Here is a 20018-nt window from a genome sequence, read left to right on the forward strand (position 1 = left end):
AGCGGCGCCGCCGCAAGCCCCTCCCGGAGACAAGCATGAACCATCCCGCCCAACTCGCGGCGCTCAAGAAGCCGTTGCCGCCGGAACTGCTGGCCGCGCTCCAAGCCGTTTTCGCCGACCGCGTCACCACCTCGCTTGCAATGCGCGAGCACCACGGCCGGGACGAGTCGTCCTACGATCCGATGCTGCCCGATGCGGTCGTGTTCGCGCAGACCACGGAGGAAGTGGCGGAAGCGGTGAAACTTTGCAGTTCGTTCGACATCCCCATGATTCCCTACGGCACCGGCACCTCGCTCGAAGGGCATATCCTTGCATTGCGTGGGGGAATTACGATCGACCTGTCGCAGATGAGCAAGGTGCTCGCGGTGCATGCCGAGGACCAGACCGCGACCGTGCAGGCCGGCGTGACCCGCAAGCAACTGAACCAGGAAATCAAGGATACCGGACTGTTCTTCCCGATCGACCCGGGCGCCGACGCGTCGCTCGGCGGCATGGCCGCCACCCGCGCATCGGGAACCAATGCGGTGCGTTACGGCACGATGCGCGAAAACGTGATGGCGCTGACGGTGGTGACCGCGGACGGCCGCATCATCAAGACCGGCACCCGTGCGAGGAAATCTTCCGCCGGCTACGACCTGACCCGCATCTTCGTCGGCAGCGAAGGCACGCTCGGCATCATCACCGAAGTCACGGTGCGGCTGTATCCGCAGCCGGAAGCGGTTTCCGCCGCGGTCTGTTCCTTCCCGAACACCGCTGCCGCGGTCAACACCGTGATCCAGACCATCCAGATGGGCGTGCCGGTGGCGCGGGTGGAATTCCTCGACGAGAATGCGGTGCGCTCGATCAACCGGCACGACAAGCTGAACCTGCCGGAAAAGCCGCTCCTGCTGTTCGAATTCCACGGCAGCGAGCACGGCGTGCAGGAACAGGCGCAGGTGGTGCAGGAACTCGCCGGCGAGCACGACGCGATCGGCTTCGAATGGGCGACCCGCCCGGAAGACCGTTCCCGCCTGTGGACGGCGCGCCATAACGCCTACTTCGCGATGCTGCAGATGCGGCCCGGCGCGCGCGCGATCTCGACCGACTGCTGCGTGCCGATTTCGCGGCTGGCCGAATGCATCCTCGACACTCAGGCCGATTGTGAAAAGAACGACATGATTCACGGGATCGTCGGCCATGTCGGCGACGGCAATTTCCACGTGCTGATGATGGTCGACCCGCACGACCCGGCTGACGTGGCGAAGGCAGAAGGCGTCAATGCGCGCATGGTGGCGCGGGCGATTTCAATGGATGGCACCTGCACCGGCGAGCACGGCGTGGGCATGCACAAGATGGATTTCCTGGTGCAGGAGCACGGGGTCGAGGCGATCGAGCAGATGCGCATCCTCAAGCGTGCATTCGACCCCAAAAACATCATGAACCCCGGTAAAATCCTTCACTCCGTCCAAGAAACGATCTGACTATGGCCACGCGCCTCCCACCGGTTCATGCCCTGTCCGCCTTCGAGGCGGCGGCCCGCCATGGTTCCTTTGCGCTTGCCGCGGACGAGCTGTGCATTACGCCGTCAGCGCTGTCGCACCGCATCCGCCTGCTTGAGGAATTCGTCGGCGAACGCCTGTTCCTGCGTGACGGACGGGCAGTGACGCTGTCGGAATTCGGCCGCCGTTACCTCGACGTGGTGAAGGCGGCGCTGCGCACGCTGACCGACTTCCCGCTGCCGCACCGGACCGCGCCGGCCCAGCCGCGCATCAAGGTGACGGTGCCGCCGACCTTCGCGCGCTGCCTGCTGGTGCCGCGCCTGGCGGACTTTACCGCGCAGCACCCGGACATCGTGATCGAGCTCTTCCTGTCGGTGCCGCTGTACGACCTGAGCCTGTCCGAGAGCGATGTCGAAGTCCGTTTCGGCGCCGGCAAGTATCCCGACCTGGTGACCGAGAAACTCTACGAGGAACCGACCTTCGCGGTCGCCAGCCCGAAATACCTGGAAAAGATAGGCGGGCTGAAGGCGCCGGCCGACCTGCACAAGGCGACCCTGCTGCGCTCCGCGCTGGAGCCGTGGCAGCCTTGGTTCGAGGTGGCCGGCCTCGACTGGCCGGAACCGTCGACCGGCCTGCGCCTGGACGACCTCGGCCTGCTGCTCGAAGCGGTAAGGCACGGGCACGGCGTGGGCCTGACCCGCAAGCATTTCATGCAGGACATGGTGGCCAACGGCGAACTCGTCCCGCTGTTTCCCCAGGTGCAGCTGAAGTCGCCGCCGCATGCTTATTACGTGGTCTACGAAAAAGCGGCGCGCGAGCGGCCCGAAGTCAGTGCCTTTGTCGAATGGCTGATGGCGACCATCGGCAAGCTGTAACGCTGCGACAACTTGAAAAGAATTCAACCAGGATTGGAAGGGGTATCCCGCGCCGGCAAGCCGGTGTGAGCCGGTGGATGATACCCGCGCCGATCCGGTCCGCCTTCCGCCGTCTGTTGCGTCCGGTTGCAGCCTGCGTTGAAAAGAATTCACGCCTTCATTGCCGCCGCGGCAGCCGGTTTTCGCTACACTCCCTGTGTACGCTGAACCAGCCAGGAATGCATCATGAACGCCCCCCAACCCTCATTCACCCTCGAGCGCCAGCGCGAAGTGGTGGCTGCATTGCGCCGGCTGCTGCCTGACGCCTGCATCCTGTTCAACGAGGAAGACACCCGCCCCTACGAGTGCGATGGCCTGGCCGCCTACCGGCAGCTGCCGATGGTGGTGGTGCTGCCGCAGACCGAGGCGCAGGTGGTCGACATCCTGAAGACCTGCCGCGAACTGAAGGTGCCGATCGTGCCGCGCGGCGCGGGTACCGGCCTGTCCGGAGGGGCAATGCCGATCGCGGACGGCGTGGTGCTGTCGACCGCGCGCCTGAACCGCATCCTGAAGATGGACCCGTATTCGCGCACCGCGGTGGTCCAGCCCGGCGTGCGCAACCTCGCGATCTCGGACGCTGCCGGGCAGCACAACTTGTACTACGCGCCCGATCCGTCGTCGCAGATTGCCTGCACGATCGGCGGCAATGTCGCGGAAAACTCTGGCGGCGTGCATTGCCTGAAGTACGGCCTGACGGTGCATAACGTGTTGCGCGTGCGCATGGTGACCATCGACGGCGACGTGGTCGAGCTTGGCAGCGAGGCGCTGGATGCGCCCGGCCTCGACCTGCTGGCAGTGTTCATCGGTTCCGAAGGCATGCTCGGCGTGGTCACCGAAGTGACCGTCAAGCTGGTGCCCAAGCCGCAGATCGCGCGCGTGATCATGGCGTCGTTCAACGACGTGGTGAAGGGCGGCGACGCGGTGGCGGAAGTGATCGCGGCCGGCATCATCCCCGCCGGCCTGGAAATGATGGACAAGACTTCCTCGCGCATGGTCGAGCCGTTCGTGAAGGCGGGCTACGACACCGAGGCCGAAGCCATCCTGCTGTGCGAATCCGACGGCTTGCCGGAAGAGGTCGAGGAGGAAATCGCGCGCATGAGCGAGGTGCTGAAATCCTCCGGTGCAACCGCGATCGCGGTATCGCAGAACGAGGCCGAGCGCCTGCGCTTCTGGTCCGGCCGCAAGAACGCGTTCCCGGCGGCGGGGCGCATTTCGCCCGACTACTACTGCATGGACGGCACCATCCCGCGCAAGCATCTGGCACAGGTTCTGACCAGCATTACCGAAATGGAAAAGAAGCACGGCCTGCGCTGCGCCAACGTGTTCCATGCGGGCGACGGCAACCTGCATCCGCTGATCCTGTTCGATGCCAACAAGGAAGGCGAATTCGAGCGCGCGGAAGCGTTCGGCGCCGACATCCTCGAACTCTGCGTGCGGGTGGGCGGCACCATCACCGGCGAGCACGGCGTGGGCATCGAGAAAATCAATTCCATGTGCGTGCAGTTCGCGCCGAAGGAACTGGAAGCTTTCCTTGCGGTCAAGAGGGCGTTCGACACCGTCTCCTTGCTCAATCCCGACAAGGCCATTCCGACGCTTAACCGCTGCGCCGAAAACGGAAAGATGCGGGTGACCGGCGGACAGATGAAGTTCGCGCACCTGCCGCGCTTTTGAAGGGAAGGTATGGAACAGGTATTGCAACAATGGCGCGACGCGGTCATCACGGCGACCGAAAGCAAGACGCCGCTGCGCATCCGCGGCGGCGGCACCAAGGACTGGTATGGGCAGGCGCTGCACGGTCAGATTCTCGATACGCGCGAATACCGCGGCATCATCGCGTATGAGCCCACCGAACTGGTGATCACCGCACGCTGCGGCACTCCGCTTTCCGAGATCGAAGCGGCGCTGGACGAGCATAACCAGATGCTGGCCTTCGAGCCGCCGCATTTCGGCCCCGGCTCGACGATCGGCGGCGTGGTCGCCGCCGGCCTGTCCGGTCCCCGGCGCCAGGCAGTGGGCGCGGTGCGCGACTTCGTGCTCGGCGCGCGGCTGATGGATGGCAGGGGCGAGGTGCTGCGCTTCGGCGGGCAGGTGATGAAGAATGTCGCGGGTTACGACGTGTCGCGCCTGCTGGCCGGCTCGCTCGGCATGCTCGGCCTGATCGTGGAGGTGTCGCTCAAGGTCTTGCCGAAACCCTTTTCCGAAACCACGCTGCGCTTCGAGATGAACGAGCAGCAAGCGATCGAGCGCCTGAACCAGTGGGGCGGGCAACCGCTGCCGCTTTCGGCAAGCGCATGGCACGGCGGCGTGCTGATCGTGCGCCTGTCCGGCGCACAGGCGGCAGTGAAAGCGGCTGTGCAGAAGATGGGCGGCGAGGAAGAAACCCAGGCCGCAGGCTTTTGGAACGAGCTGCGCAACCAGGGCAATGGATTCTTCGCTGCGACCAGCGGGCCGACCGCGCTGTGGCGGCTGTCGGTCCCGCCGGTTGCGCCGCCGCTGGCGCTGGGAGGCGAACAGCTGATCGAATGGGGTGGCGCGCAGCGCTGGCTGCGCACGGACTCCGACGCGGCAGGCGTGCGAGCGGCTGCCGAACGCGCGGGCGGCCATGCGACGCTGTTCCGCGGCGGCGACAAGAGCGCCGGCGTATTCCATCCGCTCGCACCGGCCGTCGCGAAGATCCACGGCAACCTCAAGAACGCATTCGATCCGGCCGGCATCTTCAATCCGGGCCGGATGTACAACGGTTTTTAACGATGCAAACCAATCTCGCTGATTTCATCAAGAACATGCGCGAAGGCGAGGAGGCCGACGCCATCCTGCGCAAGTGCGTGCACTGCGGTTTCTGCACCGCGACCTGTCCCACCTACCAGTTGCTGGGCGACGAGCTCGACGGGCCGCGCGGCCGCATCTACCTGATGAAGCAGGTGCTCGAAGGCAAGCGGGCGACCTTCAAGACCATGACCCACCTCGACCGTTGCCTGACCTGCCGCAACTGTGAATCGACTTGCCCGTCCGGCGTGCAGTATGGCCGCCTGGTCGATATCGGCCGCAAGGTGGTCGAGCAGCAGGTGAAGCGCCCGCTGGCGCAGCGGGTGATGCGCACCGTGCTCAAGGAAGCGCTGCCGCGCAAGTGGCTGTTCCATCCGGCGATGAAGGCCGGGCAGCTTGTGCGTCCGCTGCTGCCGCAGGTGCTGAAGAACAAGGTGCCGGCCAAGCAGGACGCCGGGCGCTGGCCCGCGGCCCAGCATGCGCGCAAGATGCTGCTGCTGGACGGCTGCGTGCAGCCGGTGATGGCGCCCAACATCAATGCGGCGACCGCGCGCGTGCTCGACGCGCTCGGCGTGCAGCTGGTGGTCGCGCCGAAGGAAGGCTGCTGCGGCGCGATCCGCTACCACATGAACGACCAGGACGGCGGCCTGGACGACATGCGCAACAACATCGACGCCTGGTGGCCCTACGTCGAATCGGGCGTGGAAGCGATCGTGATGACCGCGTCCGGCTGCGGCGTGACGGTGAAGGAATACGGCCATCTGCTCGCGCATGACGAGAAGTATGCGGCCAAGGCGAAGCGCATTTCGGAACTGACCAGGGACCTGAGCGAGATCCTGCCGGCCTTCGAAGCGGAATTGCAGAAAAAGCTGGACGGCAGGATTGCCAAGCGCGTCGCCTACCACCCGCCGTGCACGCTGCAGCACGGGCAGCAGATCCGCGGCAAGGTGGAAGGATTGCTGCGTGCGGTCGGGGTCGACGTGCAACTGTGCGCCGACAGCCATCTTTGCTGCGGTTCCGCCGGCACCTATTCGGTGCTGCAGCCGGAGCTGTCCTACCGGCTGCGCGACAACAAGCTGGCCAACCTGCACGCGACCAGGCCGGACCTGATCGTGTCGGCCAACATCGGCTGCCAGACGCACCTGCAGTCGGGGACCGACATGCCGGTGACGCACTGGGTCGAGCTGATCGACCGGGCGCTCGCGGCAAACACCCGATAATCGAGACCGGGCGCTTGCCGCATGGCGCCCGAATCGACTTCTTCCCAGGTATCCCGGTTCTCGACAGGGCAACGGCGCCGGGGCATTTTCGTCTCTATTTCCGAGGTGAATGAGACTTATCGGCTTCGCCTCCTTGTTATACTTGCAACAAGGAGGCGCCGTGATCAAAACCTTCGCAGTCCTGCTTGTATTCCAGACGCTGGGCGAAGGCCTGTCGTTTGCGTTTTCGCTGCCGGTGCCGGGCCCGGTGCTCGGCATGCTGATGCTGTTCTGCTGGCTGCTTGCCCGGCCGAATGAGGTTGCCGCGCTCGCGCCGACCGCGCTGGAATTCCTCAAGCACCTTTCCCTGCTGTTCATCCCCGCCGGCGTCGGCATCATGGTCCATGCGCAGCGTGTCGCCGCGGAGTGGCTGCCGCTGCTGGCCGCGCTCGTGATCAGCGCGGCGGTCTCGCTGGTCGTCACCGCGCTCGTTCTCAAGTGGTTGCAGAAATGAACGCGGGCATCGGGCAGGTCTGGGTCTATCTGTCGGCGTCGCCGCTACTGTGGCTGACGGCGACCGTGCTTGCCTATCAGCTCGCCTATGCGCTGTACCAGCGCAGCGGGTTCAATTCGCTCGCCAACCCGGTCGCGACCGCGGTGGCGCTGCTGGTAGCGGTTCTCTCGCTGACGGCGACGCCGTACGAGCGCTACTTCGAGGGCGCGCAGTTCGTGCACTTCCTGCTCGGACCGGCAACGGTGGCGCTGGCCATTCCGCTCTACCAGCAGTTGCCGAAGCTGCGCCGCAACTGGTTTGCGCTGCTCGCCAGCGCGCTGGTCGGCGGGACGGCGGCGATCGCCAGCGCGATGGGCGTGGCATGGGCGCTGGGCGCGTCGCCCGCAACCGTGCTGTCGCTCGCGCCGAAAGCGGTGACCACGCCGATCGCGATGGGCGTGGCGGAAAAGATCGGCGGCTTGCCGTCATTGACGGCGGTGCTGGTGATCCTGACCGGCATCCTCGGCGCGGTGGCGGCGCGCTGGCTGTTCGACCTGCTGAAGATCAGGGATCACGGGATCCGCGGCTTTGCGCTGGGCGCAACCTCGCATGGCATCGGTACCGCGCGCGCGTTCCAGGTGAGCGAGGAGATGGGAGCGTTCTCCGGGCTGGCGATGGGGCTGGCGGGCATCCTGACTGCGTTGCTGCTGCCCCTGGTGCTGAAGCTGCTGCAGGCCGCCTGAGGAGGCGTTCCCGTCTTGAGGTGCTCGATGTTTTTGCTAACGATGGATTTTCGTCCTACCAGATTTGTATTGGGGGGAATGCATGAAGAAATACATTCACACAAGGCAGATCACTTTTATCAATGCAACTGCTGTAATAGTCCTGACGCTCGCATGTATCGGTTGCTCAAACATCATTGCGCCTGGCAATCCATTGCTACGTCCCTCGATGGGCAGGGATATCGTTAGCGAAGGATTGCCCCAAGAGCTGTTTGTTCTACTGGATAGCAGGTCGATTACGGAAAAAGAAAAAGAACGGAGGAAAGCCAAGGGCATCCGTTTTAACGATCATGAGATAAACGAGGAGACCAAACGTGAACTCGACGCATTGAAGGCAGCTGTTTTTCCGAATGGACGTCTAGGCGATGCGTATGTCACTGGCGATTTCAGCCAAATGCCAATGGTAAAAGTGTATGTGCCTGATCGACGTGCAAGAGAACAACTCTTGTCGCATCCAAGAGTAAAGGCCGTGTATGAAAATCAGGAGTCAAGCTTGGACGTCTTGCCGAAGTAATACGAAAGGAAACTACGGAAGTTGCAAAGGCGGCTTCTTGTCCGTCACTCCGCCAGCAGCTTCTCGATATCCTTCATCAGTTCCTTCGGCTCGGTCTGCGGCGCGTAGCGCTTGTACACGCGGCCATCCTTGCGGACCAGGAACTTGGTGAAATTCCACTTGATCGCTTCGGTGCCCATCAGCCCGGGCGCTTCGCTTTTCAGATGCTTGAACAGCGGATGCGCGCCGTCGCCGTTGACGTCGATCTTGTCGAACAGCGGGAAGGAGACGCCATAGTTGCGCTCGCAAAAGGCGCCGATCTCGTCGGCGGTGCCCGGTTCCTGCGCGCCGAACTGATTGCAGGGGAAGCCGAGCACTTCCACACCCTTGTCCCGGAATTGCTGGTACACCGCTTCCAGCCCCTTGTACTGCGGCGTGAAGCCGCAGTTGCTGGCGGTGTTGACGATCAGCAGCACCTTGCCGCGGTATTGCTGCAGGTCGACGGGCTTGCCGTCGAGGCTGTTCGCTTTGAAATCGTAGACAGTGCTCACACAATCCCCAGATGTTCCGTTCCCTTGGACAGGTCGCGGCCCTGCGCCTCCTTGCTGTTGAGCTTGATCGCAAGACGCAGGTCGTTGACCGAGTCGGCGTTGCGCAGCGCGTCTTCGTAGGAAATCCTGCCGGCTTCGTACAGGTCGAACAGAGCCTGGTCGAAGGTCTGCATGCCCAGCTCGCGCGATTTCTTCATGATTTCCTTGATCTCGTGCACTTCGCCCTTGAAGATCAGGTCGGAAATCAGCGGCGAGTTCAGCATCACTTCCACGGCCGCGCAACGGCCCTTGGTATCTTTCAAGGGTATCAGGCGTTGCGATACCATCGCTTTGAGATTGAGCGACAAATCCATCAAAAGCTGCTGGCGGCGTTCTTCCGGGAAGAAGTTGATGATGCGGTCGAGCGCCTGGTTGGCGCTGTTGGCATGCATCGTTGCAAGACAGAGGTGGCCGGTCTCGGCGAACGCGACCGCATAGTCCATGGTTTCGCGGTCGCGGATTTCGCCGATCAGGATCACGTCGGGCGCCTGGCGCAGCGTGTTCTTCAGCGCGGCGAACCAGTCGGCGGTGTCGACCCCGACTTCGCGCTGCGTGACGATGCAGTTCTTGTGCGGATGCACGTATTCCACCGGGTCTTCGATGGTGATGATGTGGCCGTAGCTGTTCTCGTTGCGGTAGCCGATCATGCCCGCCAGCGTGGTCGATTTGCCGGAACCGGTGGCGCCGACCATGATCACCAGGCCGCGCTTGGTCATCGCCACTTCCTTCAGCACTTCCGGCACGCCGAGGTCTTCCAGCTTCGGAATCGTGGTGGTGATGGTCCGCAACACCATGCCGACCTTGCCCTGCTGGACGAAGGCCGACACGCGGAAGCGGCCGAGTCCGCCCGGGCTGATCGCGAAATTGCATTCCTTGGTCGCTTCGAACTCCGCCGCCTGCTTGTCGTTCATGATCGCGCGCGCGAGTTCGACGGTGTGGGTGCCGGTCAGCGGCTGGTTCGACACCGGCGTCATCTTGCCGTCGATCTTGAAGGCCGGCGGGAAGTCGGCGGTGATGAAGAGGTCGGAGCCGTTCTTGCTGAGCATGAGCCTCAGCAGGTCATGCATGAATTTCGTGGCCTGTTCGCGTTCCATGTGCTTTCCTTGCGACGCGGGCGGCGCGCCCGCGGTGTCTTTGTATTATCCGGGGAAGTTTTCCGGGATCTTCGCGGCGGCGCGGGCGGCTGCGGCGGAAATCACGTTGCGGCGCACCAGGTCGGTCAGGTTCTGGTCCAGCGTCTGCATGCCGATGCTGCTGCCGGTCTGGATCGCGGAATACATCTGCGCGACCTTCGCTTCCCGGATCAGGTTGCGGATCGCCGGCGTGCCGAGCATGATTTCGTGCGCGGCGACGCGGCCGCTGCCGTCCTTGGTCTTGAGCAGCGTTTGCGAAATGACCGCCTGCAGCGATTCGGACAGCATTGCGCGCACCATTTCCTTTTCCTCCGCGGGGAACACGTCGACGATACGGTCGATGGTCTTCGCGGCGGACGAGGTGTGCAGCGTGCCGAACACCAGGTGGCCGGTTTCGGCGGCGGTCAGCGCCAGGCGGATGGTTTCCAGGTCGCGCAATTCGCCCACCAGGATCGCGTCCGGGTCTTCGCGCAGCGCCGATCGCAGCGCGTTCTGGAACGACATCGTGTGCGGACCGACTTCGCGCTGGTTGATCAGGCACTTCTTCGATTCATGCACGAATTCGATCGGGTCTTCAACCGTCAGGATATGGCCGTACTCGGTTTCGTTCAGGTGGTTGATCATCGCCGCCAGCGTGGTCGACTTGCCCGAGCCGGTCGGCCCGGTCACCAGCACCAGGCCGCGCGGCTTCAGCGCGAGGTCGGCGAAGATCTTGGGCGCATGCAGCTGTTCCAGCGTCAGCACCTTGGAAGGAATCGTGCGCAGCACGGCGGCGGCGCCTCGGTCCTGGTTGTAGGCGTTCACGCGGAAGCGGGCCAGGCCGGGGATGGCGAAGGAAAAGTCGCACTCGAGGATTTCCTCATACGCCTTGCGCTGGCCGTCGTTCATGATGTCATAGATCATGCCGTGCACGTCGCGATGTTCCAGCGGCGGCAGGTTGATGCGGCGGACGTCGCCGTGCACCCGGATCATCGGCGGCAGGCCGGCGGAAAGGTGCAGGTCGGAAGCGTTATTCTTGACGGCAAAGGCGAGGAGTTCGGAGATGTCCATTTATAATCCCTGGGCACGGCCACGCCGTGCCAAATGCGCAATACCAGGCAATATTGCCTAGAGCAAACTGATTATGTCTCCAATTTCCTACAACTTGCAAGCCGTGCGGGAACGCATCGCTGCAGATGCGCGCACAGCGTTGCGGGATCCGCAGTCGGTCTCGCTGCTGGCTGTTTCCAAGACCTTCGGGCCGGATGCGGTGATCGAAGCGGCGGATGCCGGGCAGCGCGCGTTCGGCGAGAACTACCTGCAGGAAGCCGTCGACAAGATGACGGCGGTGCGGGCGGCGCGACCCGGCCTTGCGCTGGAATGGCACTTCATCGGGCCGATCCAGAGCAACAAGACCAGGCCGATCGCCGAGCACTTCGACTGGGTGCATTCGGTGGACCGCGAAAAGATCGCGCAGCGCCTGTCGGAGCAGCGCCCGGCGCAGCTGCCGCCGCTGAACATCTGCCTGCAGGTGAACGTCAGCGGCGAGGAAAGCAAGAGCGGCGTCGCGCCGGACGAGGTGGCGGCGCTGGCGCGCAAGGTGGCGGGATTGCCGCGCCTTGCATTGCGCGGCCTGATGGCCATTCCCGAGCCGACGGAAGACACGGAGCGGCAGCACCAGCCGTTCCGGCAATTGCGCGGCCTGCTGGAAAGCCTGCGGGCGGAGGGACTGGCGCTCGACACGCTCTCGATGGGCATGTCGGCGGACATGGATGCGGCGATTGCGGAAGGCGCGACGATCGTGCGGGTGGGAACGGCAATTTTCGGACACAGACATTATGCAAAATGAATTGAAGATCGGTTTCATCGGCGGCGGCAACATGGCCACCGCCCTGATCGGCGGACTCGCCGGCAAGCTCACCGCGGGCGCGAACATCCACGTGGTGGATCCGTATGCGCCGGCGCTGGAAAAGCTGCAGGCGCAGTTCGGCGTGAGTACGTCGCAGGCGATCGATGCCGCGCTCGCGGATACCGACATCATCGTGCTGTCGGTCAAACCGCAGCAGATGAAGGAAGTGGTGCTGCAGTTACAGCCGCATCTGTCGTCCCAGCTGCTGCTGTCGATTGCGGCGGGCATCCGCGCGGTCGACCTGTCGCGCTGGCTGGGCGGCTATGATGCGATCGTGCGCACCATGCCGAACACGCCGGCGCTGATCGGCAAGGGCATCACCGGCATGGTGGCCAGCGCCGGCGTGAGCGCGCAGCAGCGCGATGCGGCCGACGCGATCATGCGCGCGGTAGGTGCTACTGTATGGCTCGACGACGAAGCACTGATCGACCCGGTGACCGCGGTATCGGGCAGCGGTCCGGCCTATGTGTTCTATTTCATCGAGGCGATGCAGCAGGCGGCGCAGGAAATGGGGCTTTCGGCGGAGCAGGGGACGCAGCTTGCGATCGCGACCTTTGTCGGCGCGTCGCAGCTGGCGGCGCAATCGACGGAGCCGGTATCGCTGCTGCGCGAGCGCGTGACGTCCAAGGGCGGCACCACCTACGCCGCGCTGACCAGCATGGACGCCAGCGGCGTCAAGCAGGCGATCGTCGCCGCGCTCAAGGCCGCCGCGGCGCGCGGCAAGGAGCTGGGCGAGGAATTCGGCCGCGACTGATCACTCGCGGCCGGAAAGCATCCGCAGCGCCGGCGCGATCGAGCGCCAGGTACGGATTGTCGCCGCCCCGGCGCGCAGCCAGGAAGACAGGCGGCGCGGCGTGAGCAGCACGAGACCGGCGGCACCCGCGGCGATCCACCCGGGGTGTCGCCGCACCCGTCGCAGGATGCGCATGCCGGTCTCCACCGATTCGAGTCGCCATGACAGCGGTTGCAGCTGCACCGCCAGTTCGGCGCGCTGGGCGTGGCTTTCCGCCAGCAGTTGCTGGCGTTTCCATGCGAGCAGTTCGGCGCGCGTCTTCATGCCGGCGGTTGCAGCAGTTCGGTATCGCGCCCGAGTTCGGCGGCGGTATGGCCGAGCAGTTTCGGCTTGCTGCGGTACAGGTTGCGGACATGCCGCGCGATCATGATGCCGACGATGGCGAACGCAGCCGTCAGCGTCGCGAGGATGGCGACACGATGCGATTCCCAATACAGCACGACGGCCAGCAGCACGCCGAGGACGACGGCGATGCCGATGCAGAACATCGCCGCGAGCGACAGCATCAGATAGGAAAAATAGCGAAGCGATTCCTCCTCGAGCTCGGTCGCGGCCAGCTCGACCCGGTTCTGCGCCATGGCGAGCAGGGTGGCGGCCAGCCGCGCGAGCGATTCGGCGAACACCATGCGGTTCAGCGCCTGCTGATCAGCAGGCCGAGCACCAGCCCGGCGGCAGCGCCGATCCCCACTGCCTGCCACGGGTTTTCGCGCACGTAGTTCTGCGTGGTGTCCATCGCGTCGCGCGCGCCTTCGGTCACCCGCCCTTCCAGCGTGGACAGGCCGCTCCTGGCACCGCTCAGCGTGGATTCGAAGCGCGCGCGTGCCGCACGGTAACCTTCATCCACCTGTTGCCCGGTGCTGCGCAACAAGTCCTCCGCATCCTTGATCACCAGCCTCAGGTCTTCCAGCAGCCGGTCCCGGATATCACCGCCTAGTCCAGTCGTATCCATTGCACACTCCTGATGTTGAAAAGGGCGACTTTGAGTGTAAGCAACGGACATCGCAGCATCTTGCGAGGGGTCAAACCGGAGCGGCTTGACCCCGGCTAGAAGGCCAGCGGCTGCCGTGTCGCATAGTCGAGCGCGATGCCGGCGAAGATCGCCGCGCCGAGCCAGTTGTTGTGACGGAATGCAGCAAAGCAGCCCATGCGGTCGCGCTCCCGGATCAGGCTGTAATGATAGGCGGCGCAGCCGGTCGCCACCAGAATGCCGGCGACAAACCATGCCTGCAATCCATATTCCAGCCCGACGATCAGAATGATCGCGAAGGTCGCCGCGTAACATGCCATCACGGCGGTCACGTCGAAGCGGCCGAAGGTGATCGCCGAGGTCTTGATGCCGATCTTCAGGTCATCGTCCCGGTCGACCATCGCGTACTCGGTGTCGTACGCGACCGCCCAGAAGACATTGGCGATCAAAAGCAGCCAGGCTGCGGGCGGCACCGTCTCCTGCACCGCGGCGAACGCCATCGGGATGCCGAAGCCGAATGCGATGCCGAGATAGGCCTGCGGGATCGCGAAGAAGCGCTTGAAGTAAGGATAGGTGCCGGCAATCACCAGCGCGGCCACCGACAGCTGCTTGGTCAGCGCGTTGAGCGGGATGATCAGCATGAAGGCGATCGCCGCCAGCACTGCCGCCACCGCCACAGCTTCCCAGGGTGCGATCTTGCCGCTCGTGAGCGGCCGCTCGGCGGTGCGCTTCACATGCCGGTCGAAGTCGCGGTCGGCGTAGTCGTTGATCGCGCAGCCTGCCGAGCGCATCAGCACCGTGCCCAGCGTGAAGATCCCGACCAGCTTCCAGTCCGGCCGGCCGCGCGACGCAAGCCACAGCGCGGACAGCGTCGGCCACAGCAGCAGCAGGATGCCGATGGGTTTGTCGATGCGGATCAGTTTGGCGTACAGGGCGAGTCGGTTCATGGTTCGGTATTGCGCTGCAAAATGGAATTATAAGCGGCGTCCTGCCGCTTTAAGTTATCGTAATGCAACTGTCGCAACTGATGGTTAAAATACAATTTTCAGTGGAGGAGACATCCATGCCGTTACAAGTGAAGCCGATGCTGGCTGCGACCCTGCTTGCGCTGGCGAGCGCGTCCGCCCACGCAGTCACAGAAATCACCTGGTGGCACGCAATGCAGGGCGCGCTGGGCGAGCGTGTCAACGGTCTGGCGGACCAGTTCAACAAGAGCCAGTCCGACTACCGGGTCACGCCGGTCTTCAAGGGCAGCTACGACGAAGCGATGGCCGCCGCGATCGCCGCTTACCGCGCCGGCAATGCGCCGCACATCCTGCAGGTGTTCGAAGTCGGCACCGCCACGATGATGTATGCCAAGGGCGCGATCAAGCCGGTGACCGAAGTGATGAAGGCCGCCGGCGAGAAGTTCGATCCCGCGGTGTACGTCCCCGCCGTCGCCGGCTACTATACCGCGCCCAACGGCGATATGGTGTCCTTCCCGTTCAACAGCTCGACCACGGTGTTCTACTACAACAAGGACATGTTCGCCAAGGCCGGCCTGAACCCGGACAAGGCGCCGGCAACCTGGCAGGAAGTCCTGGCGGCGGCCGCCAAGCTCAAGGCCGGCGGCGAGAAATGCACCTACACCACCGGCTGGCAGTCCTGGGTGCACCTGGAAAGCTTCTCCGCCTGGCACAACGTGGAATTCGCGTCGAAGAACAACGGCTTCGGCGGCCTCGATGCCCGCCTGAAATTCAACAGTCCGCTGCACGTCAAGCACATCGAAAACCTCGCCAACTGGGCCAAGCAGGGTTACTTCACCTATGCCGGCCGCAAGAACGAACCGGAGGCGAAGTTCTACTCCGGCGAATGCGCGATGCTGACGTCGTCCAGTTCCGCGTACGCCAACATCAGCAAGAACGCCAAGTTCAAGTTCGCGGTCGCGCCGCTGCCTTACTACAGCGACGAACCGGGCGCGCCGCAGAACACGATCATCGGCGGCGCGTCGCTATGGGTCATGAGCGGCAAGCAGACCGAGGAATACAAGGCCGTCGCGAAATTCTTCAAGTTCCTGTCGCAGCCGGAAGTGCAGGCGAAGTGGCACCAGGAAACCGGCTACCTGCCGATCACGACCGCGGCCTATGAGCTCACAAGGAAGTCCGGCTTCTACGAGAAGTCCCCCGGCCCGCAGGTCGCGGTGCAGCAGATGATCGTTAAGACCACCGCCAAGTCGCGCGGCCTGCGCCTGGGCAGTTTCGTACAGATCCGTACCATCGTCGACGAGGAACTGGAGCAGGTGTGGGGCGGCAGGAAGACCGCGAAGGAGGCGCTGGACAACGCGGTGCGGCGCGGCGACGAACTGCTGGTACGGTTCGAGAAGGCGAACAGGTAAGGGGAGCGCTCATCGGTATCCTGGAGGGTGGGTTGAGCGAAGCGAATCCCACCTTCGAACGTTCACGAAGCGCTTGGTGGGTTGCGCTTCGCTCAACCTCGGCGGCCCCACCCACCCTACAGTTCTTTTTCCCGACAGACATGGAAAAACGCGCCCGCTTCAAATCCGCCTGGCTGCCGTACGTGCTGGTCGCGCCGCAGATCCTGGTCACGCTGCTGTTCTTCTTCTGGCCCGCGGCGCAGGCGCTGTACCAGTCGGTGCTGCTGCAGGACGCTTTTGGCGCCTCCTCGCAGTTCGTCTGGTTCGACAACTTCCGCGACCTGTTCAACGACGACACCTATCTGGAGTCCTTCAAGACTACTGCGATGTTTTCGTTGCTGGTAGCCTTTTTCGGGCTGACGCTGTCGTTGCTGCTGGCGGCATTCGCCGACCGCGTGCTCCGCGCGGCCACCGTCTACAAGACTTTCCTGATCTGGCCGTACGCGGTGTCGCCGGTGGTGGTCGGCGTGCTGTGGATGTTCCTGCTCAATCCGACGCTGGGCGTCGTCGCGCACGCGCTGCGAGGTGCCGGCATCGAATGGAACAGCCTGCTCGACGGCTCGCATGCGATGATCCTGATCGTGATCGCCGCGATCTGGAAGCAGATCAGCTACAACTTCCTGTTTTTCCTCGCCGGCCTGCAGGCGATCCCGAAATCGCTGATCGAGGCGGCGGCGATCGACGGCGCCGGCCCGGTGCGGCGCTTCTTCACCATCGTGTTCCCGCTGCTGTCGCCGACCACGTTCTTCTTGCTGGTGATTAACATCGTCTATGCCTTCTTCGATACCTTCGCGATCATCGAGGCGACCACCCATGGCGGCCCCGGCAAGGATACCGAGATCCTGGTGTACAAGGTGTTCCATGACGGCTTCAAGGGCGGCGACCTCGGCAGTTCCGCCGCGCAGTCGGTGGTGCTGATGGCGATCGTGATCACGCTGACGGTGATCCAGTTCAAGTATGTGGAGAGGAAGGTGCAGTACTCATGACATGTGCCATATGACGCGAGAGAAACCCATCCCCCACCCGGCCTCCCTCTTGAAGGGGGAGGTGAGATCGGACTTCATACAATCATGATCGAACGCCGCCCCATCCTCGATATCCTCAGCCATCTGGTGCTGATCGTCGGCGTGGCCATCGTCGCCTTCCCGATCTATGTCGCCTTCGTCGCCAGCACGCAGACCGCCGAGCAAGCTGCGCTGGCGCCGCTGTCGCTGGTGCCCGGCGACCAGTTCCTTGCCAACTATTCCGCGGTGCTCGTGAAAGGCGCGTCGGGCTACATCACGGTGCCGCCGGTCGCGCGCATGATGTGGGTAAGCCTGGTCTCCGCGCTGGTGATCGCCATCGGCAAGATCGCGATTTCAATGTTGTCGGCGTTTGCGATCGTGTACTTCCGCTTTCCCGGACGTTCGCTGTTCTTCTGGATGATCTTCGTCACCCTGATGCTGCCGGTCGAGGTCCGCATCACGCCGACCTACCAGGTGGTGTCCGACCTGCGGATGCTCAACAGCTATGCCGGACTGACGATTCCGCTGATCGCGTCGGCGACCGCCACCTTCCTGTTCCGGCAGTTCTTCCTGACCGTGCCGGAGGAGCTGGCGGAGGCGGCGCGCATCGACGGCGCCGGGCCGCTGCGCTTCTTCAGGGATGTGCTGTGGCCGCTGTCGCGCACCAACGTGATCGCGCTGTTCGTCATCATGTTCATTTACGGCTGGAACCAGTACCTGTGGCCGCTGCTGGTGTCGACCGACCAGGCGATGTACCCGATCGGCATCGGCATCAAGACCATGATCGCCGGCGGCGATGCCGCGCCGGAGTGGAACATGGTGATGGCCACGCTGATCCTGGCAATGCTGCCGCCGGGGCTGGTGGTGGTCATCATGCAGAAATGGTTTGTGAAGGGGCTGGTGGATTCCGAAAAATGACGGCGCGGCCGCGGCGTCCACTAATCGACGATAACCCGGGAAACGGGAAACAGGGAATATGGCAATCGTCCATCTGAAAGACATCACCAAGACCTACGGCAAGGGAGCGAAGGCCGTGGAAGTCATCCATGGCATTTCCATCGATATCGCGGACGGCGAATTCATCGTGATGGTCGGCCCCTCCGGCTGCGGCAAGTCCACGCTGTTGCGCATGGTGGCCGGGTTGGAGGAAATCAGCGGCGGCCAGATCGTGATCGGCGAGCGCGTTGTGAATCAACTGGAACCCAAGGACCGCGACATCGCGATGGTGTTTCAGAACTATGCGTTGTACCCACACATGAGCGTGTACGAGAACATGGCGTACGGCCTGAAGATCCGCGGTTTTTCCAGGGGCGACATCGACAGCCGCGTGCAGAAGGCGGCACGGATCCTGGAACTCGGCGCGCTGCTGCAGCGCACGCCGCGCCAGCTGTCCGGCGGCCAGCGCCAGCGGGTGGCGATGGGCCGCGCGATCGTGCGCGAGCCGGCGGTCTTCCTGTTCGACGAACCGCTGTCCAACCTCGATGCGAAGCTGCGGGTGCAGATGCGCCTGGAGATCCAGAAGCTGCACCGCACGCTCGGCACCACCAGCCTCTACGTGACGCATGATCAGGTCGAGGCGATGACGCTCGGCCAGCGCATGATCGTGATGAATGCCGGCCGCGCGGAACAGATCGGCACGCCGGCGGAGGTGTACGGCAGGCCGGCGACCACCTTCGTGGCCGGATTCATCGGCTCGCCGCCGATGAATCTGCTGCATGGCAGGATCGACGGCGGGCGCTTCGAACTCGGTGACGGCGCCGCCATCGCACTGCCGCCGCTGCCGGCCGCGCTGGCGGGCAGGGAATGCATCCTTGGCGTGCGCCCGGAGCATCTGGTCCTTGGAACGCCGGGCGTGCGCATGCAGGTGGAAATGGTGGAGGCGCTCGGGGCGGACGTGCTGGTGCATGGCATCAGCGGCGGCCAGCGATTGGTCTTGCGCGCGCCGGCCGGCACGCAGGTAGCGGCAGGGCAGGCGGTGGAGGCCGGCTTCGATGCGGCGTCGCTGCACTGGTTCGACCGGCAGACGACCCGCCGCATCGAACTCTGAACCGGGTCAGGCTTCCGCGCTTTCCGCCTCGCGCAGCATGGTCGCGCCATGCAGGTCGCAGGACAGCACCGCCTGGCGCACCGCCTCAATCGCCGGGCGCCGGGTGAAGCTCTTGCGCCATGCGATCACCACCCGCCGCGACGGGCTCGGTTCCTCGAACGGCACATAGCGCAGCATGCCGTCCCTGGCCTGCATGTCGGGTACCGACCCATGCGGCAGCACTGTGATGCCGATGCCGGAAGCGACCATGTGGCGGATGGTTTCCAGCGACGAACCTTCGAAGGTGCGCGCGATGCCGTCGCCGCTGGTGGAAAAGCGTGACATCTCGGGGCACACTTCCAGCACCTGGTCGCGGAAGCAGTGGCCGTTGCCGAGCAGGAGCATGGTTTCGGATTTCAGTTCTTCCGCCCGGATCGCCGTCCGGTTTGCCCACGGGTGGTTCTTCGGCAGCGCGACGACAAAGGGTTCGTCGTACAGCGGCTGCACTTCCAGGCCCTGGTCGGCGAACGGCAGCGCCATGATCGCTGCGTCCAGTTCGCCCTGGCGCAGCAGTTCGACCAGCTTGACGGTAAAGTTTTCCTGCAGCACCAGCGGCATTTGCGGCACCCGCTCGATCATGGTCTTGACCAGCGGCGGCAGCAGGTAGGGCGCGATGGTATAGATCACGCCGAGGCGCAGCGGGCCGGCGAGAGGATCCTTGTTCTGCTTGGCAATTTCCTTGATCGCCGCAGTCTGCTCCAGCACCCGTTCGGCCTGCGCGACGATCTGCGCGCCGAGCGGCGTCATCGAAATTTCCGAGCCGCCGCGTTCGAAGATCACCACGCCGAGTTCATCCTCGAGTTTCTTGATCGCCACCGACAGCGTCGGCTGGGCGACGAAACAAGCCTCCGCTGCATGGCCGAAATGTTTTTCGCGCGCGACGGCGACGATGTATTTGAGTTCGGTAAGGGTCATGGCGTCTGCCCGCGTGGCAAGGAGTCCGTTAGTTTTGTCTGAAAGCCAACCTCAATACCATTGGCAATATTCATAGTATAAAGACTATGTGAAAAAGCAAATGT

General features: G+C 63.9%; 22 protein-coding genes. 14 read left to right on the forward strand and 8 right to left on the reverse strand.

Annotated features, from left to right (window positions below; translation table 11 throughout):
* Positions 1 to 35: 35 nt before the first annotated feature.
* From VEC01_RS13790 to VEC01_RS13825, 8 genes are all read left to right on the forward strand, one after another.
* Entirely contained in the window at positions 36 to 1460 is a 1425-nt protein-coding gene (locus VEC01_RS13790) for an FAD-binding oxidoreductase (protein WP_324901470.1), read from the forward strand.
* A gap of 2 nt (positions 1461 to 1462) precedes the next feature.
* A complete protein-coding gene (locus tag VEC01_RS13795) occupies positions 1463 to 2353 on the forward strand; it encodes a LysR substrate-binding domain-containing protein (RefSeq protein WP_324901471.1) in 891 nt (296 codons plus the stop codon).
* A gap of 225 nt (positions 2354 to 2578) precedes the next feature.
* Positions 2579 to 4063 carry an FAD-linked oxidase C-terminal domain-containing protein gene (locus VEC01_RS13800; RefSeq protein ID WP_324901472.1) on the forward strand — a complete coding sequence of 495 codons (1485 nt, stop codon included), beginning with the start codon at positions 2579 to 2581 and terminating at the stop codon, positions 4061 to 4063.
* Positions 4064 to 4072: 9 nt separating this feature from the next.
* Complete coding sequence (gene glcE / locus VEC01_RS13805; RefSeq protein ID WP_324901473.1) at positions 4073 to 5140, forward strand: glycolate oxidase subunit GlcE; 1068 nt, start codon at positions 4073 to 4075, stop codon at positions 5138 to 5140.
* A gap of 2 nt (positions 5141 to 5142) precedes the next feature.
* Positions 5143 to 6378, forward strand: coding sequence for a glycolate oxidase subunit GlcF (glcF, locus tag VEC01_RS13810; protein WP_324901474.1), 1236 nt, complete (start codon positions 5143 to 5145; stop codon positions 6376 to 6378).
* 160 nt (positions 6379 to 6538) lie between these two features.
* Positions 6539 to 6871 (forward strand): CidA/LrgA family protein, encoded by a 333-nt coding sequence (locus VEC01_RS13815; RefSeq protein WP_324901475.1) that lies wholly within the window; start codon positions 6539 to 6541, stop codon positions 6869 to 6871.
* Positions 6868 to 7593 (forward strand): LrgB family protein, encoded by a 726-nt coding sequence (locus VEC01_RS13820; RefSeq protein WP_324901476.1) that lies wholly within the window; start codon positions 6868 to 6870, stop codon positions 7591 to 7593. Before VEC01_RS13815 ends, VEC01_RS13820 begins: the two co-directional genes overlap by 4 nt.
* Positions 7594 to 7675: 82 nt before the next feature.
* Entirely contained in the window at positions 7676 to 8146 is a 471-nt protein-coding gene (locus tag VEC01_RS13825) for a hypothetical protein (RefSeq protein WP_324901477.1), read from the forward strand.
* A 44-nt stretch (positions 8147 to 8190) separates the two neighbouring features.
* Here VEC01_RS13825 and VEC01_RS13830 read toward each other — a convergent pair whose 3' ends face one another.
* Genes VEC01_RS13830 through VEC01_RS13840 form a run of 3 tightly spaced genes read right to left on the reverse strand, consistent with a single transcriptional unit; the run spans position 8191 to position 10898 of the window.
* A complete protein-coding gene (locus VEC01_RS13830; RefSeq protein ID WP_324901478.1) occupies positions 8191 to 8676 on the reverse strand; it encodes a glutathione peroxidase in 486 nt (161 codons plus the stop codon).
* Positions 8673 to 9809, reverse strand: coding sequence for a PilT/PilU family type 4a pilus ATPase (locus VEC01_RS13835; RefSeq protein WP_324901479.1), 1137 nt, complete (start codon positions 9807 to 9809; stop codon positions 8673 to 8675). The genes VEC01_RS13830 and VEC01_RS13835 overlap by 4 nt, the downstream gene beginning before the upstream one ends.
* 45 nt (positions 9810 to 9854) lie before the next feature.
* Positions 9855 to 10898: a type IV pilus twitching motility protein PilT gene (locus VEC01_RS13840; protein ID WP_324901480.1), complete on the reverse strand. Its 1044-nt coding sequence runs from the start codon at positions 10896 to 10898 to the stop codon at positions 9855 to 9857.
* 73 nt (positions 10899 to 10971) lie between these two features.
* Here VEC01_RS13840 and VEC01_RS13845 point away from each other — a divergent pair, with 73 nt between their 5' ends.
* Both VEC01_RS13845 and proC read left to right on the forward strand, forming a co-directional pair.
* Positions 10972 to 11676, forward strand: coding sequence for a YggS family pyridoxal phosphate-dependent enzyme (locus VEC01_RS13845; RefSeq protein ID WP_324901481.1), 705 nt, complete (start codon positions 10972 to 10974; stop codon positions 11674 to 11676).
* On the forward strand, positions 11666 to 12490 hold the full coding sequence (gene proC, locus VEC01_RS13850) for a pyrroline-5-carboxylate reductase (RefSeq protein ID WP_324901482.1): 825 nt from the start codon (positions 11666 to 11668) through the stop codon (positions 12488 to 12490). Before VEC01_RS13845 ends, proC begins: the two co-directional genes overlap by 11 nt.
* Here the strand turns inward: proC and VEC01_RS13855 are convergent, their stop codons facing one another.
* The 4 genes from VEC01_RS13855 to ubiA all read right to left on the reverse strand — a co-directional run bounded on the left by VEC01_RS13855 (position 12491) and on the right by ubiA (position 14443).
* The gene (locus VEC01_RS13855) at positions 12491 to 12793 is read right to left on the reverse strand and encodes a YqjK family protein (RefSeq protein ID WP_324901483.1); all 303 of its coding nucleotides are present in this window, start codon (positions 12791 to 12793) and stop codon (positions 12491 to 12493) included.
* Positions 12790 to 13155, reverse strand: coding sequence for a phage holin family protein (locus VEC01_RS13860; protein WP_324901484.1), 366 nt, complete (start codon positions 13153 to 13155; stop codon positions 12790 to 12792). The genes VEC01_RS13855 and VEC01_RS13860 overlap by 4 nt, the downstream gene beginning before the upstream one ends.
* A 5-nt stretch (positions 13156 to 13160) precedes the next feature.
* Entirely contained in the window at positions 13161 to 13478 is a 318-nt protein-coding gene (locus VEC01_RS13865) for a DUF883 family protein (RefSeq protein ID WP_324901485.1), read from the reverse strand.
* 95 nt (positions 13479 to 13573) lie between these two features.
* Positions 13574 to 14443, reverse strand: a complete 870-nt coding sequence (gene ubiA, locus VEC01_RS13870) for a 4-hydroxybenzoate octaprenyltransferase (protein ID WP_324901486.1) — start codon at positions 14441 to 14443, stop codon at positions 13574 to 13576.
* Positions 14444 to 14559: 116 nt separating this feature from the next.
* Between ubiA and ugpB the strand changes: the two genes are divergently transcribed.
* From ugpB to VEC01_RS13890, 4 genes are all read left to right on the forward strand, one after another.
* A complete protein-coding gene (gene ugpB / locus VEC01_RS13875; RefSeq protein WP_324901487.1) occupies positions 14560 to 15870 on the forward strand; it encodes a sn-glycerol-3-phosphate ABC transporter substrate-binding protein UgpB in 1311 nt (436 codons plus the stop codon).
* A 140-nt stretch (positions 15871 to 16010) separates the two neighbouring features.
* Positions 16011 to 16895, forward strand: coding sequence for a sn-glycerol-3-phosphate ABC transporter permease UgpA (ugpA, locus tag VEC01_RS13880; RefSeq protein WP_324901488.1), 885 nt, complete (start codon positions 16011 to 16013; stop codon positions 16893 to 16895).
* Between the two features lie 84 nt (positions 16896 to 16979).
* Positions 16980 to 17831 (forward strand): sn-glycerol-3-phosphate ABC transporter permease UgpE, encoded by an 852-nt coding sequence (ugpE, locus tag VEC01_RS13885; protein WP_324901489.1) that lies wholly within the window; start codon positions 16980 to 16982, stop codon positions 17829 to 17831.
* A 58-nt stretch (positions 17832 to 17889) separates the two neighbouring features.
* Positions 17890 to 18960 carry a sn-glycerol-3-phosphate import ATP-binding protein UgpC gene (locus tag VEC01_RS13890; RefSeq protein ID WP_324901490.1) on the forward strand — a complete coding sequence of 357 codons (1071 nt, stop codon included), beginning with the start codon at positions 17890 to 17892 and terminating at the stop codon, positions 18958 to 18960.
* Positions 18961 to 18966: 6 nt separating this feature from the next.
* Here VEC01_RS13890 and VEC01_RS13895 read toward each other — a convergent pair whose 3' ends face one another.
* Positions 18967 to 19914 carry a hydrogen peroxide-inducible genes activator gene (locus VEC01_RS13895; protein ID WP_324901491.1) on the reverse strand — a complete coding sequence of 316 codons (948 nt, stop codon included), beginning with the start codon at positions 19912 to 19914 and terminating at the stop codon, positions 18967 to 18969.
* Positions 19915 to 20018: the final 104 nt, after the last annotated feature.

This window comes from Noviherbaspirillum sp. (assembly GCF_035627455.1).
In the GTDB taxonomy this organism is placed as follows: domain Bacteria; phylum Pseudomonadota; class Gammaproteobacteria; order Burkholderiales; family Burkholderiaceae_D; genus Noviherbaspirillum.